At 31.0% G+C, this 20617-nt stretch carries 14 protein-coding genes; 7 read left to right on the top strand and 7 right to left on the bottom strand.

Annotated features, from left to right (window positions below):
* Positions 1-36: 36 nt before the first annotated feature.
* The 5 genes from C7447_RS11600 to C7447_RS11580 form a co-directional block, all read right to left on the bottom strand.
* A complete protein-coding gene (locus tag C7447_RS11600) occupies positions 37-429 on the bottom strand; it encodes an ExbD/TolR family protein (RefSeq protein ID WP_148870688.1) in 393 nt (130 codons plus the stop codon).
* On the bottom strand, positions 429-1115 hold the full coding sequence (locus tag C7447_RS11595; protein WP_148870687.1) for a MotA/TolQ/ExbB proton channel family protein: 687 nt from the start codon (positions 1113-1115) through the stop codon (positions 429-431). Before C7447_RS11595 ends, C7447_RS11600 begins: the two co-directional genes overlap by 1 nt.
* Before the next feature lie 106 nt (positions 1116-1221).
* Positions 1222-2694 carry a sodium/proton antiporter NhaB gene (gene nhaB, locus C7447_RS11590; RefSeq protein ID WP_148870686.1) on the bottom strand — a complete coding sequence of 491 codons (1473 nt, stop codon included), beginning with the start codon at positions 2692-2694 and terminating at the stop codon, positions 1222-1224.
* A gap of 30 nt (positions 2695-2724) precedes the next feature.
* The gene (locus C7447_RS11585; RefSeq protein WP_148870685.1) at positions 2725-3951 is read right to left on the bottom strand and encodes a Glu/Leu/Phe/Val dehydrogenase dimerization domain-containing protein; all 1227 of its coding nucleotides are present in this window, start codon (positions 3949-3951) and stop codon (positions 2725-2727) included.
* A gap of 144 nt (positions 3952-4095) precedes the next feature.
* Entirely contained in the window at positions 4096-5169 is a 1074-nt protein-coding gene (locus tag C7447_RS11580) for an anhydro-N-acetylmuramic acid kinase (RefSeq protein ID WP_148870684.1), read from the bottom strand.
* A 90-nt stretch (positions 5170-5259) separates the two neighbouring features.
* Between C7447_RS11580 and C7447_RS11575 the strand changes: the two genes are divergently transcribed.
* The 4 genes from C7447_RS11575 to C7447_RS11560 all read left to right on the top strand — a co-directional run bounded on the left by C7447_RS11575 (position 5260) and on the right by C7447_RS11560 (position 9984).
* A complete protein-coding gene (locus tag C7447_RS11575) occupies positions 5260-6402 on the top strand; it encodes an acyl-CoA dehydrogenase (protein WP_148870683.1) in 1143 nt (380 codons plus the stop codon).
* A gap of 118 nt (positions 6403-6520) precedes the next feature.
* Positions 6521-7474 carry a glycosyltransferase family 2 protein gene (locus C7447_RS11570; protein WP_148870682.1) on the top strand — a complete coding sequence of 318 codons (954 nt, stop codon included), beginning with the start codon at positions 6521-6523 and terminating at the stop codon, positions 7472-7474.
* The gene (locus tag C7447_RS11565; protein ID WP_148870681.1) at positions 7467-8327 is read left to right on the top strand and encodes a lysylphosphatidylglycerol synthase transmembrane domain-containing protein; all 861 of its coding nucleotides are present in this window, start codon (positions 7467-7469) and stop codon (positions 8325-8327) included. Before C7447_RS11570 ends, C7447_RS11565 begins: the two co-directional genes overlap by 8 nt.
* Positions 8328-8337: 10 nt before the next feature.
* A complete protein-coding gene (locus C7447_RS11560) occupies positions 8338-9984 on the top strand; it encodes an ArnT family glycosyltransferase (protein ID WP_148870680.1) in 1647 nt (548 codons plus the stop codon).
* Here the strand turns inward: C7447_RS11560 and C7447_RS11555 are convergent.
* The gene (locus C7447_RS11555) at positions 9981-10769 is read right to left on the bottom strand and encodes a tRNA pseudouridine synthase A (RefSeq protein ID WP_148870679.1); all 789 of its coding nucleotides are present in this window, start codon (positions 10767-10769) and stop codon (positions 9981-9983) included. The two genes, C7447_RS11560 and C7447_RS11555, sit on opposite strands and share 4 nt — an antisense overlap.
* Before the next feature lie 18 nt (positions 10770-10787).
* On the bottom strand, positions 10788-11723 hold the full coding sequence (locus C7447_RS11550; RefSeq protein ID WP_148870678.1) for a hydrogen peroxide-inducible genes activator: 936 nt from the start codon (positions 11721-11723) through the stop codon (positions 10788-10790).
* A gap of 189 nt (positions 11724-11912) precedes the next feature.
* Here C7447_RS11550 and katG point away from each other — a divergent pair, with 189 nt between their 5' ends.
* From katG to C7447_RS11535, 3 genes are all read left to right on the top strand, one after another.
* Complete coding sequence (katG, locus tag C7447_RS11545; RefSeq protein ID WP_394343762.1) at positions 11913-14114, top strand: catalase/peroxidase HPI; 2202 nt, start codon at positions 11913-11915, stop codon at positions 14112-14114.
* Positions 14115-14484: 370 nt separating this feature from the next.
* The gene (gene gltB / locus C7447_RS11540) at positions 14485-18993 is read left to right on the top strand and encodes a glutamate synthase large subunit (protein WP_148870676.1); all 4509 of its coding nucleotides are present in this window, start codon (positions 14485-14487) and stop codon (positions 18991-18993) included.
* A 3-nt stretch (positions 18994-18996) separates the two neighbouring features.
* Positions 18997-20457, top strand: a complete 1461-nt coding sequence (locus C7447_RS11535; RefSeq protein WP_148870675.1) for a glutamate synthase subunit beta — start codon at positions 18997-18999, stop codon at positions 20455-20457.
* Positions 20458-20617: the final 160 nt, after the last annotated feature.

Here is a 20617-nt window from a genome sequence, read left to right as displayed (position 1 = left end):
GATAAATCTCTGTTTACACAGGAATGACAATTTTATTTATTGACCTTTAACAGCCAAAATCATTTTAAGTTTATTCTTATTTGCGATATCGATAACTTTCATCACATTTTTATAAGCAACATTTTGATCGCCTCGAATGACAACCGTTTTCTTTTTATCGGTCCCTACTTTAGACAGCAATTCTCGTTCCAAATTGCTTGAACTTACTTTCGTTTTATCAATATAAAATGAAGAATCTCCAGTAATAGTTACCGCTACTGAAGTTTGATTCTCTGTTTTCCCACCCGCTTTTGGTAATAAAACATCTATTGCACTTACCGTTACCAAAGTAGATGTTAACATAAAAAAGATAAGTAGCAAAAAAACAATATCCGTCATAGACGACATATTGAAAGTAGGATCAACTTTATTTCTTCCTCGTAAATTCATTATACTGGCTCGTTTAATAAATCTAAAAATTCTACTGATTTAGCTTCCATTTGATAGACAACTTTATCGGTACGAACTACCAAATGATTATAGGTTACATAAGCAATAATACCAACAATTAAACCTGCAACTGTAGTGGTCATTGCCGTATACAATCCATCAGAAAGCATTTTAATATCTATTTGACCTCCTGAATTAGCGATTTCGTGAATCGCTACAATCATTCCGATTACCGTTCCTAGAAAACCAATCATGGGCGCTGCTCCTGCTATTGTTGCTAGTACAGAAACATTTCTCTCTAATTGATAAACTTCTAACTTCCCAGCATTTTCAATTGCTTTATTAATATCATCTAACGGCTTTCCTATTCTAGAAATTCCTTTCCCAATTAATCTAGCTGTCGGAGTATTGGTATTATCACATAACGCCTTAGCCGCTTCTAATTTTCCACTAGAAATATGATCACGGATTTGATTCATAAAATTTTTATCTACTTGAGAAGCTGCTTTAATAGCAAAGAAGCGTTCAAAATAGATATATAACGCAACTGCTAATAACACAAACAACAACGCTATAATAATTTGCCCTCCTAAACCACCATCCATAATTAGATTATAAATAGACAATGTTTTTTCTTGAGATACTTCCTCGATTAAATCTGTAGTTTCTTGAAAAGGTATAAACATTAAAAATTGATTTAAAGTTTTTAATTAAACGACTGGTTTTATTTTAAATTGTTTCAAAAAAAATCCTGAACGCTAATTCAGGATTTAATATTTTAATTGAATTCGCTTACGATAATACAAATTTAACCATTATATAGCCTAGTCCACCCAAAACTATTGTATAAGGCAAAGCCATTTTTACCATTTTCCCATAAGAAAGGTTTATTAATGGCGCTAATGATGATGTTAATAAGAATAAAAATGCTGCTTGACCGTTTGGCGTTGCTACACTTGGTAAATTTGTACCTGTATTAATCGCTATTGCTAATTTTTCAAAATGTTCTTTTGTAATTGCTCCACTTTTAAATGCTTCTTGTACTTCCCCAATATAAACAGTTGCTACAAAAACATTATCACTAATAGCTGATAACAACCCATTTGCTATATAAAACAATCCTGGTTGAGCTTCTGGATTTTGTTGTAATGCCCAATGAATTATAGGTCTAAATAAATGCTGATCATGAATCATTGCTACAATTACAAAGAACACTACTAATAAACCTGTAAAAGGTAATGCTTCTTCAAAAGCATGACCTAACTGGTGTTCTTCAATAATACCCATAAATGCTGTTTGTACAATAATTAGGGCTAAACCAATAAAACCTACAGGTGCCAAATGCAATGCTAAACCTATAATTAATAAAACAGCAGATACTCCTTGAATAATTAATCCATATTTTTCTTTATCAGAACGATTGGCATCTTGTTCAACTGTATAACTTTCTATAATGGTTCTGGCAACTTCAGGTAATTTTGCCCCAAAACCAAACCATCCAGTATACTCTAAGACAACAGTTGTTAACAAACCAGCTGCCAAAACAGGAATTGTTATTGGCGCCATATGTGTGAAAAATTCAATAAAATCCCACCCCATTCTTTCTCCAATTAATAAGTTTTGCGGCTCACCTACTAAAGTACAAACTCCACCAAGTGCAGTACCTACAACCCCATGCATAATTAAGCTTCTTAAAAAACCACGAAATTGCTCTAAAGTTTCTCCACTTAACTGCTTTCTATCTAACGTTCCGCTTTCATCATAATCTGCATCACTAGAATGTATTTTATGGTACACGCCATAAAAACCAACAGCAACACTAATTAATACAGCTGTTACTGTTAATGCATCTAAAAATGCTGATAATATTGCTGCTAAAAAAACAAACAATAATGATAAAACTACTTTTGATTTTATTTTAGTAAACACCTTACTGAAAATATACATCAATAAAGGCTTCATAAAGTAAATACCTGCAACCATAAATACTAAAAGTAATACTACTTCCAAGTTTTGATCTACTTCATGGTATGCGTTTTTTGGTGTAGTTAGTCCAAGTATAATTGCTTCAATTGCTAATAACCCTCCAGACTGAAGTGGATAACATTTTAATGCCATTGCCAACGTAAAAATAAATTCAGCAATAAATAACCAAGCTGTAATTGTTTTTCCTAACACAAAAATTGAAAAAACGTTAAAAATTAAAAAACCAATCATGGTCATTTTAAACCATTTCGGTGTATTTCCTAAAAAATATTTGAACATGTTTTTAATATATTATTATTGTTATTATTTTTAAACTAACTCTTTCAATGCAATTTCAAAAGCTGTCTCGCTAATTTTAGTTTTTGATGCGCTTCTCGCAAAAGTTCTTTGTAATGCTTTTTTTATGGTGTTAGATGTATCTTCAAATATCGCTTCATCAGTCATTTCCACACGACGTTCCATAAAGTAAGCAAATACTCTAGCCATTCCGCAATTTGAAATAAAATCTGGAATTAAGCTTACTTTTTTATCAGTATCTTCCATAATAGAACCGAAAAAGATTTCCTTATCAGCAAAAGGCACATTTGCTCCGCATGAAATTACTTCTAACCCTGTTGAAATCATTTGGTTAATCTGATCTTGCGTTACTAATCTTGATGCTGCACAAGGTGCAAAAATTTCACAAGGTAAATTCCAAATTTTTTCGTTTATTTCTTCAAACGAAATCATGTTTTTAGCAACTAAAGTGTTACCTTCTTTATGTAAAAAGAGATCCTTAATTTCTTCAAAAGTAAACCCGTCTTTACTAATAACTCCACCAACCCTATCAATTATACCTACAACTTTGGCTCCCATTTGAGCTAAATAATATGCAGCTGCAGAACCTACATTACCAAATCCTTGAACAATGGCTCTTTTTCCCACAACTGTTCCTCCGTAAATATCATAATAGTGACGAACAGCTTCTGCAACACCATAACCAGTAATCATATCGGCAATTGTGTATTTTCTTAATACTGATGGTGAGAAATTTTTATTTTCAATAACCTTTATAACTCCATGACGCAATTGTCCAATTCTATTAATCTTATCTGCTTCCGTGGGTTTAAAGTGACCGTTAAAAACACCTTCTTGAGGATGCCAAACTCCTACATCTTCTGTCATAGGAATTACCTCATGAATTTCATCTACATTTAAATCACCACCTGTTCCGTAGTAATTTTTTAGTAATGGTGCTACTGCTTTATACCAACGCTCTAAAACGCCTTTTTTTCTTGGGTCTTGTGGATCAAAGTTAATTCCTGATTTTGCGCCACCTATAGCTGGACCAGAAACTGTAAATTTTACTTCCATCGTTTTTGCTAACGATAAAACTTCATTCATATCTAATCCTTCACGCATTCTTGTTCCACCACCAGCTGCTCCACCACGTAAAGAGTTTATCACAGTCCATCCTTCGGCTTCAGTTTCAGGATCTTTCCAATTAAAAATAATTTCTGGTTGCTTATTCTCGTACTTTTTAAGTAATTCTTTCATGATATTATAATAATGTTAACTCTATTCTTTCTCTTTCATCCAATATATTTTCTAATATCATGTAAGTTAAAGTTGTGTCATTATTTATAGTTTTTAATGAATTATTTAAACATTTGTAGTTGCTACAAACTTACTGTAAAAAAATCATTGGCTTTTAAAAACTGGATAAAAAATTTCACCAGAAGAATGATTTTTTTTTGCTCCTGTTACACTTTTTAAACAATTTACTTTTTCTTCACTTTTTAATAATCCTAAAAACGCGAAGATCAATGCTTCTTTAAAATCTATTATTTCCTTAGAAGGCAACTCTATTTCTAACCCTAAATATTCTTTTATTTTTCGGATTAAAAAACCATTAAAAGCTCCGCCGCCAGTAATTAATATTGATTTATTTTTTTCTAAAACACTACTTATCTGTACAGCACAATGTTCTACAAATGTTCTTAAAACTGTAGGTATATCAGTCTCTAAATTGTTAATTATAGGAAAAATTTCTTTTTTAACCCATTCTAAACCTAACGATTTTGGAGGCTCTTTTTTATAAAAATCTAAAGAATTAAGTTCGGCTAACAATTCATTATTTATTTTTCCTTCGCTAGCTATTTTCCCATCATCATCATAAGCAAACCCTAATTTTTGCATATAATGATTCATAACAATGTTCACTGGACAAATATCAAAAGCTATTCTTTCATTACCTCTTTTAAATGAAATATTTGCAAATCCACCGAGGTTTAAACAATAATCATAATCTGAAAAAAGTAATTCATCCCCTATTGGAACCAACGGAGCTCCTTGCCCACCTAATAAAACATCTTGAGTTCTAAAATCACAAATAACTTTGTTCTTGGTAATATTTGCTATTTTTTGTCCGTTTCCTACTTGAAGTGTAATTCCTTTTTCTGGTTGATGAAAAATCGTATGGCCATGAGAAGCTATAAAGTTTACCTTCTCAATATTAAGTTCATTAATAAAATTATTAATGGTTTCTCCTAATAAAATACCATACTCAATATCCAATTCACTAATTCTTTCTTTCGAAAAAATAATAGCATTTTGAAGATCACTTTTCCATTCAGCAGAATACCCGATTGTTTTAGCTGATATGATTTTAAAGTCTTTATAGTTAGTCTTGTTAAACTCAACATAAACTAAATCGATACCATCTAGTGATGTCCCAGACATCAACCCAATCACATAAATTAATTCATTCTTCATACTGTAAAATTACTAAAACACTGTTGAAAATTTGTTATTAAAGAAGTATATTTGGGCACATTTTTTACGAATTTAACAAAAATTATATAGATGGATTTTAATCTTACAGAAGAACATTTAATGATTCGTGATGCAGCACGTGATTTTGCTCAAAACGAATTGTTACCTGGGGTTATAGAAAGAGACAATAAACAAGAATTTCCTAACGAATTAGTTCGTAAAATGGGAGACCTTGGTTTTATGGGAATTATGGTTGACCCGAAATATGGAGGAAGTGGAATGGATGCTATTTCTTACGTATTAATTATGGAAGAATTATCTAAAATAGATGCTTCTGCTTCTGTAATGGTTTCTGTAAACAACTCATTAGTTTGCTATGGTTTAGAAGCTTACGGAAACGAAGAACAAAAACAAAAATACTTAACAAAATTAGCAACTGGCGAACAAATTGGTGCTTTTTGTTTAAGTGAGCCAGAGGCTGGATCTGATGCTACTTCTCAAGCTACAACTGCAGAAGATAAAGGAGATTACTATTTATTAAACGGAACAAAAAACTGGATTACTAACGGTGGTCGTGCAGGTATTTATTTAGTAATTGCACAAACTGATAGAGCTAAAGGACACAGAGGAATCAACGCTTTTATTGTTGAAAAAGGCATGGAAGGTTTCCACGTTGGTCCAAAAGAAGATAAATTAGGAATTCGTGGTTCTGACACGCACACGTTACAATTTAACGATGTGAAAGTTCCTAAAGAAAATCGTATTGGTGAAGATGGTTTCGGATTTAAGTTTGCCATGAAAACATTATCTGGAGGTCGTATCGGTATTGCTGCACAAGCTTTAGGTATTGCATCTGGAGCTTATGAATTGGCTTTAAAATATTCTAAAGAGCGTAAGGCTTTTGGTACCGAGATTTGTAATCATCAAGCTATTGCTTTTAAATTAGCAGATATGTACACAGAAATTTCGGCAGCACGTCATTTAGTAATGAAAGCGGCTTGGGATAAAGATCAAGGTAACAACTACGATCAATCTAGTGCAATGGCTAAATTATACGCATCTAAAGTAGCGATGGAACATACTGTGGAAGCTGTTCAAATTCACGGTGGAAACGGTTTCGTTAAAGAATACCATGTAGAGCGTTTAATGCGTGATGCAAAAATTACTCAAATATACGAAGGAACTTCAGAAATTCAAAAAATTGTTATTTCTCGTAGTTTAATAAAAGGTTAGGTTGAAATAACTGATAACATCCTAAAAGTCCATTATTTTTAATAATAGTGGACTTTTTATTTTTAATAAGGTCTACCATATACAATAATTAGTATTTTTGCTTCAATATATATTTCTTATGCAATTTAATAAAAACTCGTTCGGATTAATTTCTATTGTAATTCCAGTATATAACGAAGAAGACAATGTAACCCCTTTAACTCAAAAAATTGACGAAAGTTTAGAAGGCTTTGATTATGAAATAATCTATGTGGATGATTTTTCTACTGATAATACCAAAATAAACATCAATAAGATGAACAACCCCAGAGTTGTTCTTATTGAATTACGTAAAAATTATGGACAAAGTTTAGCGCTTGCTGCTGGTTTTGATTATGCTAAAGGAGATTATATTGTTACTCTTGATGGAGATATGCAAAACGATCCTTCTGATATTGAGCATATGTTGGAGAAAGCTAAGAGCGAAGATTGGGATGTTGTTACGGGTATTAGAGCAAAAAGAAAAGATTCTTTTATAAGAACTTTTCCTTCTAAAATAGCAAACTTTTTAATTCGTAAAGCTACTCGCTTAGATCTAAAAGATCAAGGCTGTGCCATAAAAGTATTTACGAGAGATATTGCTAAAGATTTAAATTTATATGGCGAAATGCACCGTTTTATAAATCTGTTAGCACATTTAAACGGAGCAAGAATTACTCAAGTTCCTGTAAAACATCACCCAAGACAATTTGGACAATCTAAATATGGTTTGGGTAGAACAATTAAAGTTATTAATGATATTATTTTAATAATTTTTCAACGTAAGTATTTACAAAGACCCATACACTTATTTGGTAATTTTGGCTTGTTCTTTTTAGTCGCAGGATTATTAATAAACTTGTACTTATTTGCATTAAAACTTTTAGGGCAAGATATCTGGGGTAGGCCTTTGCTTATATTTGGTGTAATATCTATAATAATTAGTTTGCAATTTTTTACCGTTGGTATTATTGCCGATTTACTGATGAGAACTTATTATGAGTCTCAGAAAAAAAGACCATATGCAATTAGAAAAATTCATTTAAGTGAATAAAAAGCAGTTTAAAACTTTTGCTAAAATTAGTATAAGTCTTTTACTCTTATACTTTGTTTACACAAAAATTGATTTAAGTCAGATTATTGATTTATTTAAAAAATCAAATCCTTTTATCATTGCATTAGGAATTCTATTTTTTGTTTTTTCTCAGTTAATATCATCTTTAAGATTAAATTATATTTTTCATCAAAATAATTTTCACATAGATCATCTGAGCAATTTAAAGTTATACTTTGTTGGAATGTTCTATAATTTTTTTATTCCTGGTGGTATTGGTGGTGATGCTTATAAAGTCTTTGTTTTAAACAAACAATTTAGTTGGAATGTGAAAGATGTAACCAAATCTATTTTTTATGATAGACTAATTGGTCTGTTGGCAATTATTTGTTTATTACTTTTTGTTGGAGTGTACATTTTTTCTCCTCGTATTGTAATGCTTTTAGTTGGTTTGACATTATCAATAATTTTCTTCTTTATAACAAAGTTGATTTTAAATCGTTTTTTTAAAAGTATAGACTCAATATATACTAAAAGCTTTATTTATTCTTTAATCATTCAATTGTTACAAATAGCTAGTATAATCTGTATTATTATAGCTTTTAATCTTGATGTCGTTAATTACCTAAATTATTGTTTTACCTTTCTAGTTTCATCCATATCATCAGTAATTTCGTTTGCTGGTTTTGGAGCTAGAGAATATGTGTTTTTAAAAGCTTCAACTTTTTTATCAGTTAAACAAACTATTTCTGCGAGTATTGGGCTTTCATTTAATATAATTACTGCAATAATTTCATTAATTGGACTTCTATTTTTAAATACTAAATTGAAGTTAGTAGGCAACCAAACATAAAAATTAACTCATGGACTTCTTCTATAAAAAGAAAAATATCAAATATTTATACATACTTATTGCCATTGTTTATGCTATCGGATTATTTATTCCTCTGATGGAAAATGATTCTGCTCAACATGCTGTAATGGCTATGAGAATGTACCTAAATGATAATTTATTTGAGTTTTATAAAGGTCCAAATCCATATTTAGATAAACCTCATATGCATTTTTGGTTGGCTGCTATTTCATATAAAATTTTTGGTTTACAAGAGTGGGCATATAGATTGCCAGCTATATTATTTACCGTTTTAGGCGCTATTTCAACTTATCATTTAACTAAAAAATTATATGATAAAAGCATTGCTCATTATGGATCATTAATCTTTTTAACAAGTCAATCTATAATTTTAGCTAATCATGATGTAAGAACAGATGCTGTTTTAACAGGTGCTGTAATATTTTCTATATGGCAATTTTTTGAATATCTTTTGACTAAAAAAACACTTCCAATTATTTTAGGAGCTGTTGCTATGGGAATAGCTTTTTCTACTAAAGGTTTTTATGGTGTTGCAATCATTTGCTTTTCTTTATTTGCACATATTATTTATAATAAAAAGTTTTCTTTTATCTTTTCTTACAAAATATTAATTGCTTTTGTTGTATTTTTTCTTTCCATCACTCCTATTCTATATGCGTATTATGTTCAATTTGGTTGGGATGGAGTTGAATTTATTTTATGGAAACAAAACGTTAATAGGGCTACTGCAAGTGGGTTTAAACAAAACAGTCCCGATTATGCTTTCTTCTTCCATTCTCTTCTTTGGGTATTTTTACCTTGGGCATTTTTAATGTATTTTGGATTATTTTACCAAATTAAAAAATGGGTAAAAAATGGCTTTAAAAAAACAAAAGGAGTTGAATTTTTAACCATAGGAGGAATCTTAATAATTCTTGTAATAATAAGTTTTTCTAAATTTAAATTACCTCACTATTTAAATCCATTAATTCCGTCTTTATCAATTTTTACCGCAGGAGTCTTGTATAACTTAAATGTAGATGGTAAACAAAAAACCTTAAAAGTTTTCTTAGGTTTTGTGTACTTCTTCGTTTTAGTTCTTGCAATTGCTTCTTTTTTAATTTTATTTTTCACATTTAACACACCAACTATACTTACAGTAATATTGGCCTTGTTAAGCTTTATAATATTAATTTTAACTCTTGTTAAAAAGGAAGAGATTTCAAATAAAATACTAGTGAATTCCGTTCTTTTAATGATTTTTGTTAATGTAGTACTCAACTCATATTTTTACCCTAAACTATTACAATATCAAGGGGGAATGAATATTGCTAAAATTATAAAAGAAAAAAACATCAATATTGATGATATTTATATTTATGAAAACAATTATTCTTGGAGCTTAGACTTTTATACTAAAAAAAATATTCCTTGGATCTCTACTGATGAAATAAAAGATATAAAGGATGAAATTTGGCTTTTTACAAAAAAGAAAAATGATATTGAAAATCTTAAAAAACAAGAATTCATTATTACTGAGAAAATAGAGGCTGAAAATTTTAGAGTGACACGACTTAATTTAAAATTCTTAAACCCTAAAACGAGAAGTTCTAAAACAGGTAAAGTCTATCTTGTAAAAATAAAAAAGGAAGTTTAATCTTTCTTAAATTCAATCTTGTATAAATGTAATCCTGAAGCCGGTGCAATGGTTTTTAAAAAATCAATATCACTTTCAGGATTTAAACTATCTTTTATAAAATCCAAATCATAATTACCTTTTCCAAGTTCTGCTAGAGATCCCATAATTAATCTAATTTGATTTCTTAAAAACCCTTCTCCCCTTATAATTAATACATAACTTTTCTCTGGAAAAAACGAAGCTGATAATTCCATATTAACTTCAATTTTACATTCTTCGATAACTCTAACTATTTTTGTTTCTGCGGAAGGCTTAGTACAATACCGCTTAAAATTATGAGTTCCTTTAAATAATTCTGCTGCTTCTTGCATCAATTCAATATTTAATTCGTCTAAATATCCCGTTAGCAATGCAGCACAATACGGATGGTTTTTTTCGCCGAAAGAAAAATAATATCTGTATTCTTTAATTTTTGGTTGCTGAATAATATTAAAATCATCATCTATAATTCTCTCCAGAGAAAGAACTCTGATATCCGAAGGGGAATTAACATTAAAATCTTTAACAAAAAAATCCTCGTCTAATTCTTTATCAATAAACAACTGATAATAATAATCTATAGAAGAAACTTTAGCGTCTGTTCTTCCAACTCCTACCGTTTTAAAACGGATTCCTTTGCAAACAAACTTTAAAGTTTTGTCTACAAAAAAATGAACCGTTTTTAAATTAGGTTGCTTTTGCCAACCATGTAAACGAAAACCTAAATATTGAAATCTAACTAAATACGAAAATTGATAACTCATACAGCAAAACTAAGAAGATTATATAGGCTTTAAAACCCTATAATCATCTGTTTTTGGAATATAATCAGATACGGAGTTTTGTATTACTTCTATTAATTTATTTAACAATTTCTTTTTAACAAAAAACTTGTAGGTAATTAAACCAACTTGCCTAACAGGAACCGGTGATTCAAATTCAACAATTTTTTTAGCTGTTTCATCAGTTAAATTAATTGAAGCTAAATAAGGTAAAATTGTCATTCCTTTTCTTGCTTCCGTAATTCTTAATAAACTATCCATAGAGCCAGATTCAAACTCAAAATTTACATCTGTTTTAGAAAACTTGTTAGACAAATCACATATTCTCTGAACCTGTGTTCTTAAACAATGTCCTTTTTGTAAAAGGCATAATTTTGAATAGTCTAACTTATTAATAGATACTTTTGTATTTAATATTTCATCAGAACAATCATACAATAAAAAAGGTTCTGAGTATAAATTAAACTCATTTAAATCGTCATCTTCTAAAGGTAATGCTAATACACCAACATCTATGGTTCTAATTTTTAAACTTTTCTGAATTTCTGAAGTAGTCATTTCTTTAATTATCATCTTAACTTTTGGAAAAACACTTGCAAAATTGGTAAGAAACAGTGGTAACAAATAGGGTGCAATAGTTGGAATAATCCCTATTTTTAACTCACCTACCATTTCTCCTTTAAGTTCCTGAACCAGATTTTTTAAAGAATCTATTTCATTTAAAATAATTCGCAACCTCTTAATAAGCTCCTCTCCTTCTGCTGTAATTGAAACAGGTTTTGTTTTTCTATTAAAAATTTTTATTTCCATTTCATCTTCAAACCTACCAATCATTGTACTTAAAGTAGATTGTGTTACAAAACACTTTTCTGCAGCTGCTTCAAAATTTTTTAAATCAACAACTGCTAACACATATTGAAACTGTTGTATGTTCATTATTAAAATATTACAAATTAATATCTATACTGTAGATATTAAGTTCAAATATATCGTTTTTATAAATAAAAATGTTAAACGTTCTTTGCATTAATTAACAAATTAAGAATTAACATGAAATTACAATTACTCAGTGGGTTATTAGTTCTTTTATTTATCTCTTGCAATAGTTCTGAAAACAAGCAAGAAATGAAAGAAAAAGGAGGATGCCCTTTTGGTTTTGACAAAAAGCCAACAACAGGTCAAACTTTAAAAAGTGAAGGAAACACAAATAAAAATTGGTGGCCAAATCAGTTAGACCTTAGTGTTCTTCGTCAGCATTCATTATTATCTAACCCTTTAGGTGAAGAATTTGATTATAAAAAAGAATTCGAAAGTTTAGATTACTATGCTTTAAAAAAAGACATCGCTCACACCTTAAAAGAATCTAAAGATTGGTGGCCAGCAGATTATGGAACTTACGGAGGTCTTTTCATTCGTATGGCGTGGCACAGTGCTGGTACTTACAGAACGGGAGATGGTAGAGGTGGTACAAGAGAAGGGCAACAACGTTTTGCGCCTCAAAATAGCTGGCCAGATAATGCTAACTTAGATAAAGCTAGAAGATTACTTTGGCCTATAAAGCAAAAATATGGACAAAAAATTTCTTGGGCAGATTTAATGATTTTAGCTGGGAATGTTTCGCTAGAAGAAGCTGGTTTTAAAACCATTGGTTTTGCTGGTGGTAGAGAAGATGTATGGGAACCTGCCACAAATGTATATTGGGGTGCTGAAAAAGAATGGCTTGGTAATAAAGAACGATATGCTGAAGATGGCGAGTTAGAAAAACCATTAGCAGCTGTTCAAATGGGATTAATTTATGTAAACCCAGAAGGTCCAAATGGAAACCCTGACCCAATAGCATCTGCCAAAGACATTCGTATTAGTTTTGGTAGAATGGGTATGAACGATGAAGAAACGGTTGCTTTAATTGCTGGAGGACACACCTTAGGTAAAACCCATGGTAAGGCAAGTGGAGAGCATTTAGAAGCTTCTCCTGAAGGGGCAGGTATTGAAGAACAAGGTTTAGGCTGGAAAAGTAACTATAAAAGTGGTAAAGGTGAAGACGCTATAACTTCTGGCTTAGAAGTTATTTGGACCGTAACTCCAGCAACATGGAGCCAAGGTTTTTTTAAAAATTTATTTGAAAACGAATGGGAACTTACTAAAAGTCCAGCAGGAGCACATCAATGGAAAGCCAAAAATTCAATTATTAAGTTTCCAGACCCATTTGATAAAACTAAATTTCATGCTCCAACAATGTTAACTACAGATCTTGCTTTAATTAAAGATCCATCTTATGAAAAAATTTCTCGTAGATTTTATGAAAACCCAGAAGAATTTGACAAAGCATTCGCAAAAGCTTGGTTTAAGTTAACGCATAGAGATATGGGACCAAAGTCAACCTATTTAGGACCAGAAATACCTAAAGAAGAGTTTATTTGGCAAGATCCTATTCCTTTGGCTAAATCTACCGTTATTAATACTAATGATATTCAAACTTTAAAAAAACAAATTTTAAAATCTGGCTTATCAAAAGGTGAATTAGTTTCTACAGCATGGTCATCTGCTGCAACTTATAGAAATTCTGACAGAAGAGGAGGTGCTAATGGTGCGAGAATTAGATTAGAACCTCAAGTTAATTGGGAATCTAATAATCCAACACAACTAAAAAAGGTATTAGCTGTCTACGAAAATATCCAGAAAGAATTCAACAATAAATCTTCAAATAAAAAAGTTTCTATCGCAGATTTAATTGTTTTAGGTGGTGGGACTGCTATTGAAGATGCTGCTTTAAAAGCTGGTTTTAAAGTTAATGTACCTTTTACTCCTGGAAGAATGGATGCTACACAAGAACAGACTGATGTTGAAGGGATGGCTTATTTAGAGCCAATGGCAGATGGTTTTAAAAATTACCAGAAAACTGATTATACATTAACTGCAGAACAATTATTAGTAGACAAAGCTCAACTATTAACCTTATCTGCTCCTGAAATGACTGTGTTAGTTGGTGGAATGAGAGCCCTAAATGCTAATTTTGATGGTTCTAACACTGGCATACTTACCCATAATCCTGAAGTATTAACAAATGACTTCTTTGTAAATTTGTTAGATATGAAATATAAATGGGAAGCTATTTCTGAAAATAAAAATAAGTTTAATATTAAAGACAGAAAAACCAACGAAATTGTGTGGACAGCAACAAGAGCTGATTTAATTTTTGGCTCTAATTCTGAATTACGTGCTTTAGCTGAAGTTTATGGTAGTGAAGATGCTAAAGAAAAATTTATCAGCGATTTTATTAATGCTTGGGAAAAAATTATGAATCTTGATAGATTTGATAGTAATTAATCTATTTTTTTTCATAAATATAACAGTGATGTAGAAAATTTTCTACATCACTGTTTTTTTTAGATAATATTAACAATTACATCTTATATACCTTTATTAAAATATTTTATACAATTAATATTAAGCTATTTAGCCAACTTTCGTATTTAAATTATAAGGAATAAAACCCAAATTCATTAAATTATTTTATCGTTTTGAATAAAAAGCCTAAGTGAAAAAATATCAAATACATAATATTTTCTTGATAAATTCAACTATTGATAAAAAAAAATCAAATAATTAAATTAATTATATTTTTAATGTATAATTTTTTATTTCAATAAAGAAATCATAACTTATTGAGCTTTTTATTAAAAAAAACACAATAAAAATGAACTCTAAAGGACTCTATTTAAAAGAATTTGAAACCGCTAATTGTGGTGCTGGTTTTATATGTAACCTACATGGAAAAAAATCACATAGTATTATACATGATGCTCTAGAAATTTTAGTAAAACTAGAACATAGAGGTGCTGTGGGATCTGATGGAAAAACGGGAGATGGAGCTGGTATTTTAATCGATATTCCTCATAATTATTTTAAACGTGTTTGTTCTTTTAACTTACCTAAACCTTCTGAATATGCTGTAGGGATGCTGTTTTTACCTAAAAGTAGAAATCAGTTTGAATATTGTAAAGAAAAATTAGAAACAGAACTAGCAAAACAAGATTTACAGGTTTTAGGTTGGAGAAGAGTTCCTGTTAACACCTCTTATTTAGGTAAAATAGCAGCAAAATCAGAACCAAATATTTACCAGTTATTTATTACTAAAAAAGATACTACTTTAACAAATTTACAATTTAATGCAAAACTCTATGCTGCCAGAAAAATAGCAGAACATCAAATAGAAAAATCTAAGCTCTCTGAAAAAAAATATTTTTATTTCTCTAGTTTGTCAACTACTACCATAATTTATAAAGGCCTTTTGGTTCCAGAAGACATCGGTAGATATTATACGGATTTACATCAATCAGATGTAGTTACACGTTTAGCCTTAGTGCATCAACGTTTTTCTACCAACACCTTTCCTTCTTGGGATTTAGCTCAGCCTTTTCGTTATATGTGCCACAATGGAGAAATTAATACGCTTAAAGGAAACATTAGTAGAATGCGTGCTCGTGAAGAATTGATTAAAAGTGATTTATTTGATAATGATACCCTTAAAAAGTTATTTCCTATTGTATTAGAGGGAAAGTCTGATTCGGCTTCTATGGATATGGTCGTTGAATTATTATTATTAACAGGAAGGTCTTTACCCGAAGTTTTAATGATTATGGTTCCTGAAGCTTGGGAAAAAGATATTTCAATGCCTGCTGATAAAAAAGCTTTTTACGAATACCATTCATGTATTATGGAACCTTGGGATGGTCCCGCTTCTATACCTTTTACAGATGGTAATTACATAGGAGCTTTATTGGATAGAAATGGTTTACGCCCATCAAGGTATACAGTTACAAAAGATGGATATGTCATTATGTCTTCAGAAATTGGTGTTATTGAAATTGCTCCAGAAAATGTAGTAAAACATGGTAGATTAGAACCAGGAAAAATATTTTTGGTTGATATGATTAAAGGTCGCATAATTGAAGACCAAGAAGTAAAAGATAAAATCATTTCTAAGCATCCTTATAAAGCTTGGGTAAAAGAGCATACTTTACCATTAGCCAAAGTTCCATACACAAATAATCTTACTCCAACCGAACAAACTGATTATACAACAAGACTAAATGTTTTTGGGTATACTTCTGAAGATATTTCAACGATAATTACTCCTATGGCTACAAAGGCAAAAGAAGCTATTGGTTCTATGGGAACAGATACTCCTTTGGCAGTTTTATCAGATAAACCTCAATTACTTTACAACTATTTTAAGCAATTATTTGCACAGGTTACCAACCCTCCTTTAGACGGAATTAGAGAGGAAATAATCACCGATATAAGTCTAGCGATAGGAGGAGACAGAAATATCTTTGATATTATTCCTGAACAAGCTAAAAAATTACGTATCCAAAATCCTGTAATCTCAAATAATGACTTAGATAAAATTAAAAATATAAATCATCCCGATTTTAAAGCGGTTTCTATTCCAATTTTATACGAATTTGAAAAAGGAGTTAACGCATTAGAAAGAGCATTGGATAATATATTAATCAAAGCTGAAAAAGTAATCAACAACAATACAAATATTATTATTCTGTCAGATAGAGGTGTTGATGCTCAAAATGCTCCTATACCAGCTTTATTAGCTTGCTCATACCTGCATCATTCTTTAAATAAGAAAGGAAAACGCTCAAAATTCGGTATTGTTATTGAAACTGCGGAAGCAAGAGAGCCTCATCATTTCGCTACTTTATTTGGCTATGGAGCTAGCGCTATTAATCCTTATCTAGTAAATGAAATTATAAGAAGTGAAGTAAAAGAAGGAAATATAAAAAACATCAATAAGGAAGAAGCTGTGGAAAATTTCAATACCGCTATTGGTAAAGGAATTTTAAAGATTATGAATAAAATCGGAATTTCTACACTCCATTCTTATAGGGCTTCTCAAATTTTTGAAATTTTGGGTTTAAAAAAATCTTTTACTAATAAATATTTTCCAAATACTCCTTCTCGTATTGGCGGAATCGGTTTATATGTTATAGAAAAAGATATTTTTAAACGCCATAATAATGCTTTCCCTAGTATAAAAATTGATGGTAATTTACAACTTCCTATTGGAGGAGAGTATAGGTGGAGAAGAAATGAAGAAAAACATATGTTTAATCCAAATTCTATTGCAAAACTTCAACAGGCAGTTAATACAAAAAGTAAAGAAAGTTATGCTACTTATTCTAAACTAATTAATGAGCAAAGTGAAAATTTAATGACTATTAGAGGTTTATTTGAATTTAATAATCTCGACCCTATTTCTATCGATGAAGTAGAGCCTTGGACAGAAATTGTAAAACGTTTTAAAACAGGCGCAATGTCCTACGGTTCTATTAGTAAAGAGGCTCATGAAAATTTAGCAATTGCAATGAACCGGATTGGAGGTAAAAGTAATTCAGGAGAAGGTGGTGAAGATCTAAATAGATTTAAAAAACTTCCAAACGGAGATTCTAAAAATAGTGCAATCAAGCAAGTAGCATCTGGTAGATTTGGGGTAACAAGTAACTATCTAACGAATGCTAAAGAAATACAGATTAAAATGGCACAAGGAGCTAAACCAGGAGAAGGCGGACAGTTACCTGGTGAAAAAGTACTTCCTTGGATTGCTGAAGTTAGAAATTCAACTCCTTACGTTGGCTTAATCTCTCCTCCTCCCCATCATGATATTTATTCTATTGAAGACTTAGCTCAACTAATTTTTGATTTAAAAAATGCCAATCGTAAAGCTCGGATAAATGTGAAACTCGTATCAAAAGTTGGTGTGGGTACTATCGCTGCAGGTGTGGCAAAAGCCAAAGCAGATGTAATTCTTATCTCTGGTTTTGATGGAGGAACAGGTGCTTCCCCTCTCACCTCTTTAAAACATGCGGGGCTGCCGTGGGAATTAGGTCTTGCAGAAGCTCAACAAACTTTGGTCCTTAACAATTTAAGAAGTAGGGTCGTTTTAGAATGTGACGGACAATTAAAAACAGGTAGAGATGTTGCTATTGCCGCACTATTAGGTGCTGAAGAATTTGGTTTTGCTACTGCTCCTTTGGTTGCCTCTGGTTGTATTATGATGCGTGCATGTCATTTAAACACATGTCCTGTAGGTATTGCTACTCAAGATCCTGAATTACGTAAAAACTTTAAAGGTACGCCTGAAAATGTTATCAATTTTATGTATTTCGTAGCTGAAGAACTTCGAGAAATAATGGCACAATTAGGGTTTAGAACCGTTAAAGAAATGGTTGGCCAAGTACATAAAATCAGTGCTAATAAAGCCATAAATCATTATAAAGCTAAATCTATTGATTTGTCTGCTATACTATATCAAACAAAAGAAGAAGAAAAAATATTACACAATACAGAGAAACAAGACCATCAATTAATTAATGTCTTAGATATAAAAATTTGTTCTGACGTTAAAAATGCAATTCAAAATAAAAAATCGACCAGTCGTAATTATAAAATAAAAAATACAGATCGAGCCGTTGGAGCCATAACCTCAAATGAAATTTCTAAGGTTCACGGTATTAATGGTCTTCCAGACGATACCATTAAATTAAATTTCAAAGGATCTGCAGGACAAAGTTTCGGTGCTTTTGCCACAAAGGGACTAACCTTAATTGTTGAAGGAGAAACTAATGATTACCTAGGAAAAGGATTATCTGGAGCAAAAATAATTATAAAAAAACCTCAAAAAGCAACTTTCGTTGCAGAAGAAAATATAATTACAGGTAATGTTAGTTTTTATGGAGCAGTAAGCGGTGAAGCTTATATTAATGGAATTGCTGGCGAACGCTTTGCTGTTCGTAACTCTGGAGTTACTGCCGTTGTTGAAGGTGTTGGAGATCATGGTTGTGAATACATGACTGGTGGAAAAATAGTAGTATTAGGAAAAACGGGGAAAAATTTTGCAGCAGGAATGAGTGGAGGAATTGCTTATGTTTATGATAAAAATAAACAGTTCTCAAAAACCTTATGCAATTTAGAAATGGTTGAATTAGAGACTTTAATGCATTATGATGTAGAAGAATTAGAAGAGCTAATACAAAAGCATGCTACTTATACTCAAAGCAAGTTAGCAAATAAATTATTAAATAATTGGGCTCATGAATCTACTAATTTTATAAAAGTTTTTCCTACTGATTATAAAAAAGCATTAGAAAATTTACAATCAGAAAATCAAGTACAACAATTAACAGTTTAAGATATGGGACAAATAGAAGGGTTCAAAATACATAAAAGAGAAAACGAATCAACAACACCTGTAAAAGAACGTATAAAAAATTTTCAAGAATTTACTATTCCTTTAAAAAATGATTCCCTAAAAAATCAAGGGGCACGTTGTATGAGTTGTGGTGTACCATTTTGTCACAGTGGTTGTCCATTAGGCAATCTAATACCTGATTTTAATGAGATGGTGCATAAAGGTGAATGGAAAAAAGCGTTAGATATTCTACATGCTACCAATAATTTTCCAGAATTCACAGGAAGACTTTGTCCAGCTCCTTGTGAAAAAGCATGTGTATTAGGTATAATAAATGAACCTGTTTCTATAGAGAATATAGAAAAATATATTATTGAAAAAGGATTTTCTGAAGGATGGATACTTCCTAACCCACCAATTCAAAGAACAGGAAAGTCAGTTGCTGTGATAGGTTCTGGTCCTGCTGGTTTAGCCACGGCACAACAATTAAACAGAGCTGGTCATACAATTACAGTTTTTGAAAGAGATGATGCTATCGGTGGATTATTACGTTATGGAATTCCTAATTTCAAAATGGAAAAAGGAATTATAGATCGTCGTGTTGCTATTTTAGAAGCAGAAGGGATAACTTTTAAAACCAACGTAAATGTAGGTGTTAACTTTCATGTTGAACATTTAGATTCATTTGATTCTATAGTACTTTGTGGTGGTGCTACAGAAAAAAGAAGTTTACCAACTCCAGGTATTGATGCTGATGGCGTGGTACAAGCAATGGATTTCTTAACCCAACAAACAAAAGTAGTATTTGGTCAAGAAATTAAAGATCAAGTAATGGCTACGGATAAAAATGTAATTGTTATTGGTGGTGGAGATACAGGTTCAGATTGTATTGGAACCTCTAACCGACATGGAGCAAAATCGATAATTAATTTTGAAATTATGCCAAAACCACCTGAACATCGTTCTCCAAAAACCCCTTGGCCTTATTGGCCTTTACAATTAAAAACTTCTACTTCACATAAAGAAGGAGTTGAACGTAATTGGTTAATAAATACAAAAGAGTTTATTAAAGATAAAAACGGAAAATTAACTGCTTTAAAAACAATAAATGTAAAATGGAAAATGATTCCTGGTGAACGTCCTAAATTAATAGAAATTGAAGGTACAGAAAAAATATGGCCCTGTGACTTAGCATTATTAGCCCTAGGTTTTACAGGTCCGGAAAGTACACTTGCAGATAAATTAGGTGTAGAAACAAATGTTCGTTCTAATTATAAAACTGAGTATGGTAAATACCAAACAAATGTACCAAAAATATTTACAGCGGGTGATATGCGACGAGGACAATCCTTAATTGTCTGGGCAATCTCCGAAGGAAGGGAAGCAGCCAAAGAGGTTAATAAATATCTATCAGAAAAGGATGTTTTACCTACCAAAGGTAAAGGGGATTTATTGAGTGCCTAGTTTAAATTAAGTTTTCACAAAATATAAGCTAGTTAACCAGATTTAGATTAAGAAGTCAAAAAAATTAGCAAGTATTATAAACAAAAAAAACCCAATCTTATATAAGATTGGGTTTCTGTATAAAGAAAGGCGACGACCTACTCTCCCACCATTGGCAGTA

This window comes from Tenacibaculum adriaticum, from assembly GCF_008124875.1.
GTDB classification, from domain to species: domain Bacteria; phylum Bacteroidota; class Bacteroidia; order Flavobacteriales; family Flavobacteriaceae; genus Polaribacter; species Polaribacter adriaticus.
The sequence above is the reverse complement of the archived record's forward strand: the minus strand, read 5'-3'. Positions and strand labels throughout refer to the sequence as shown.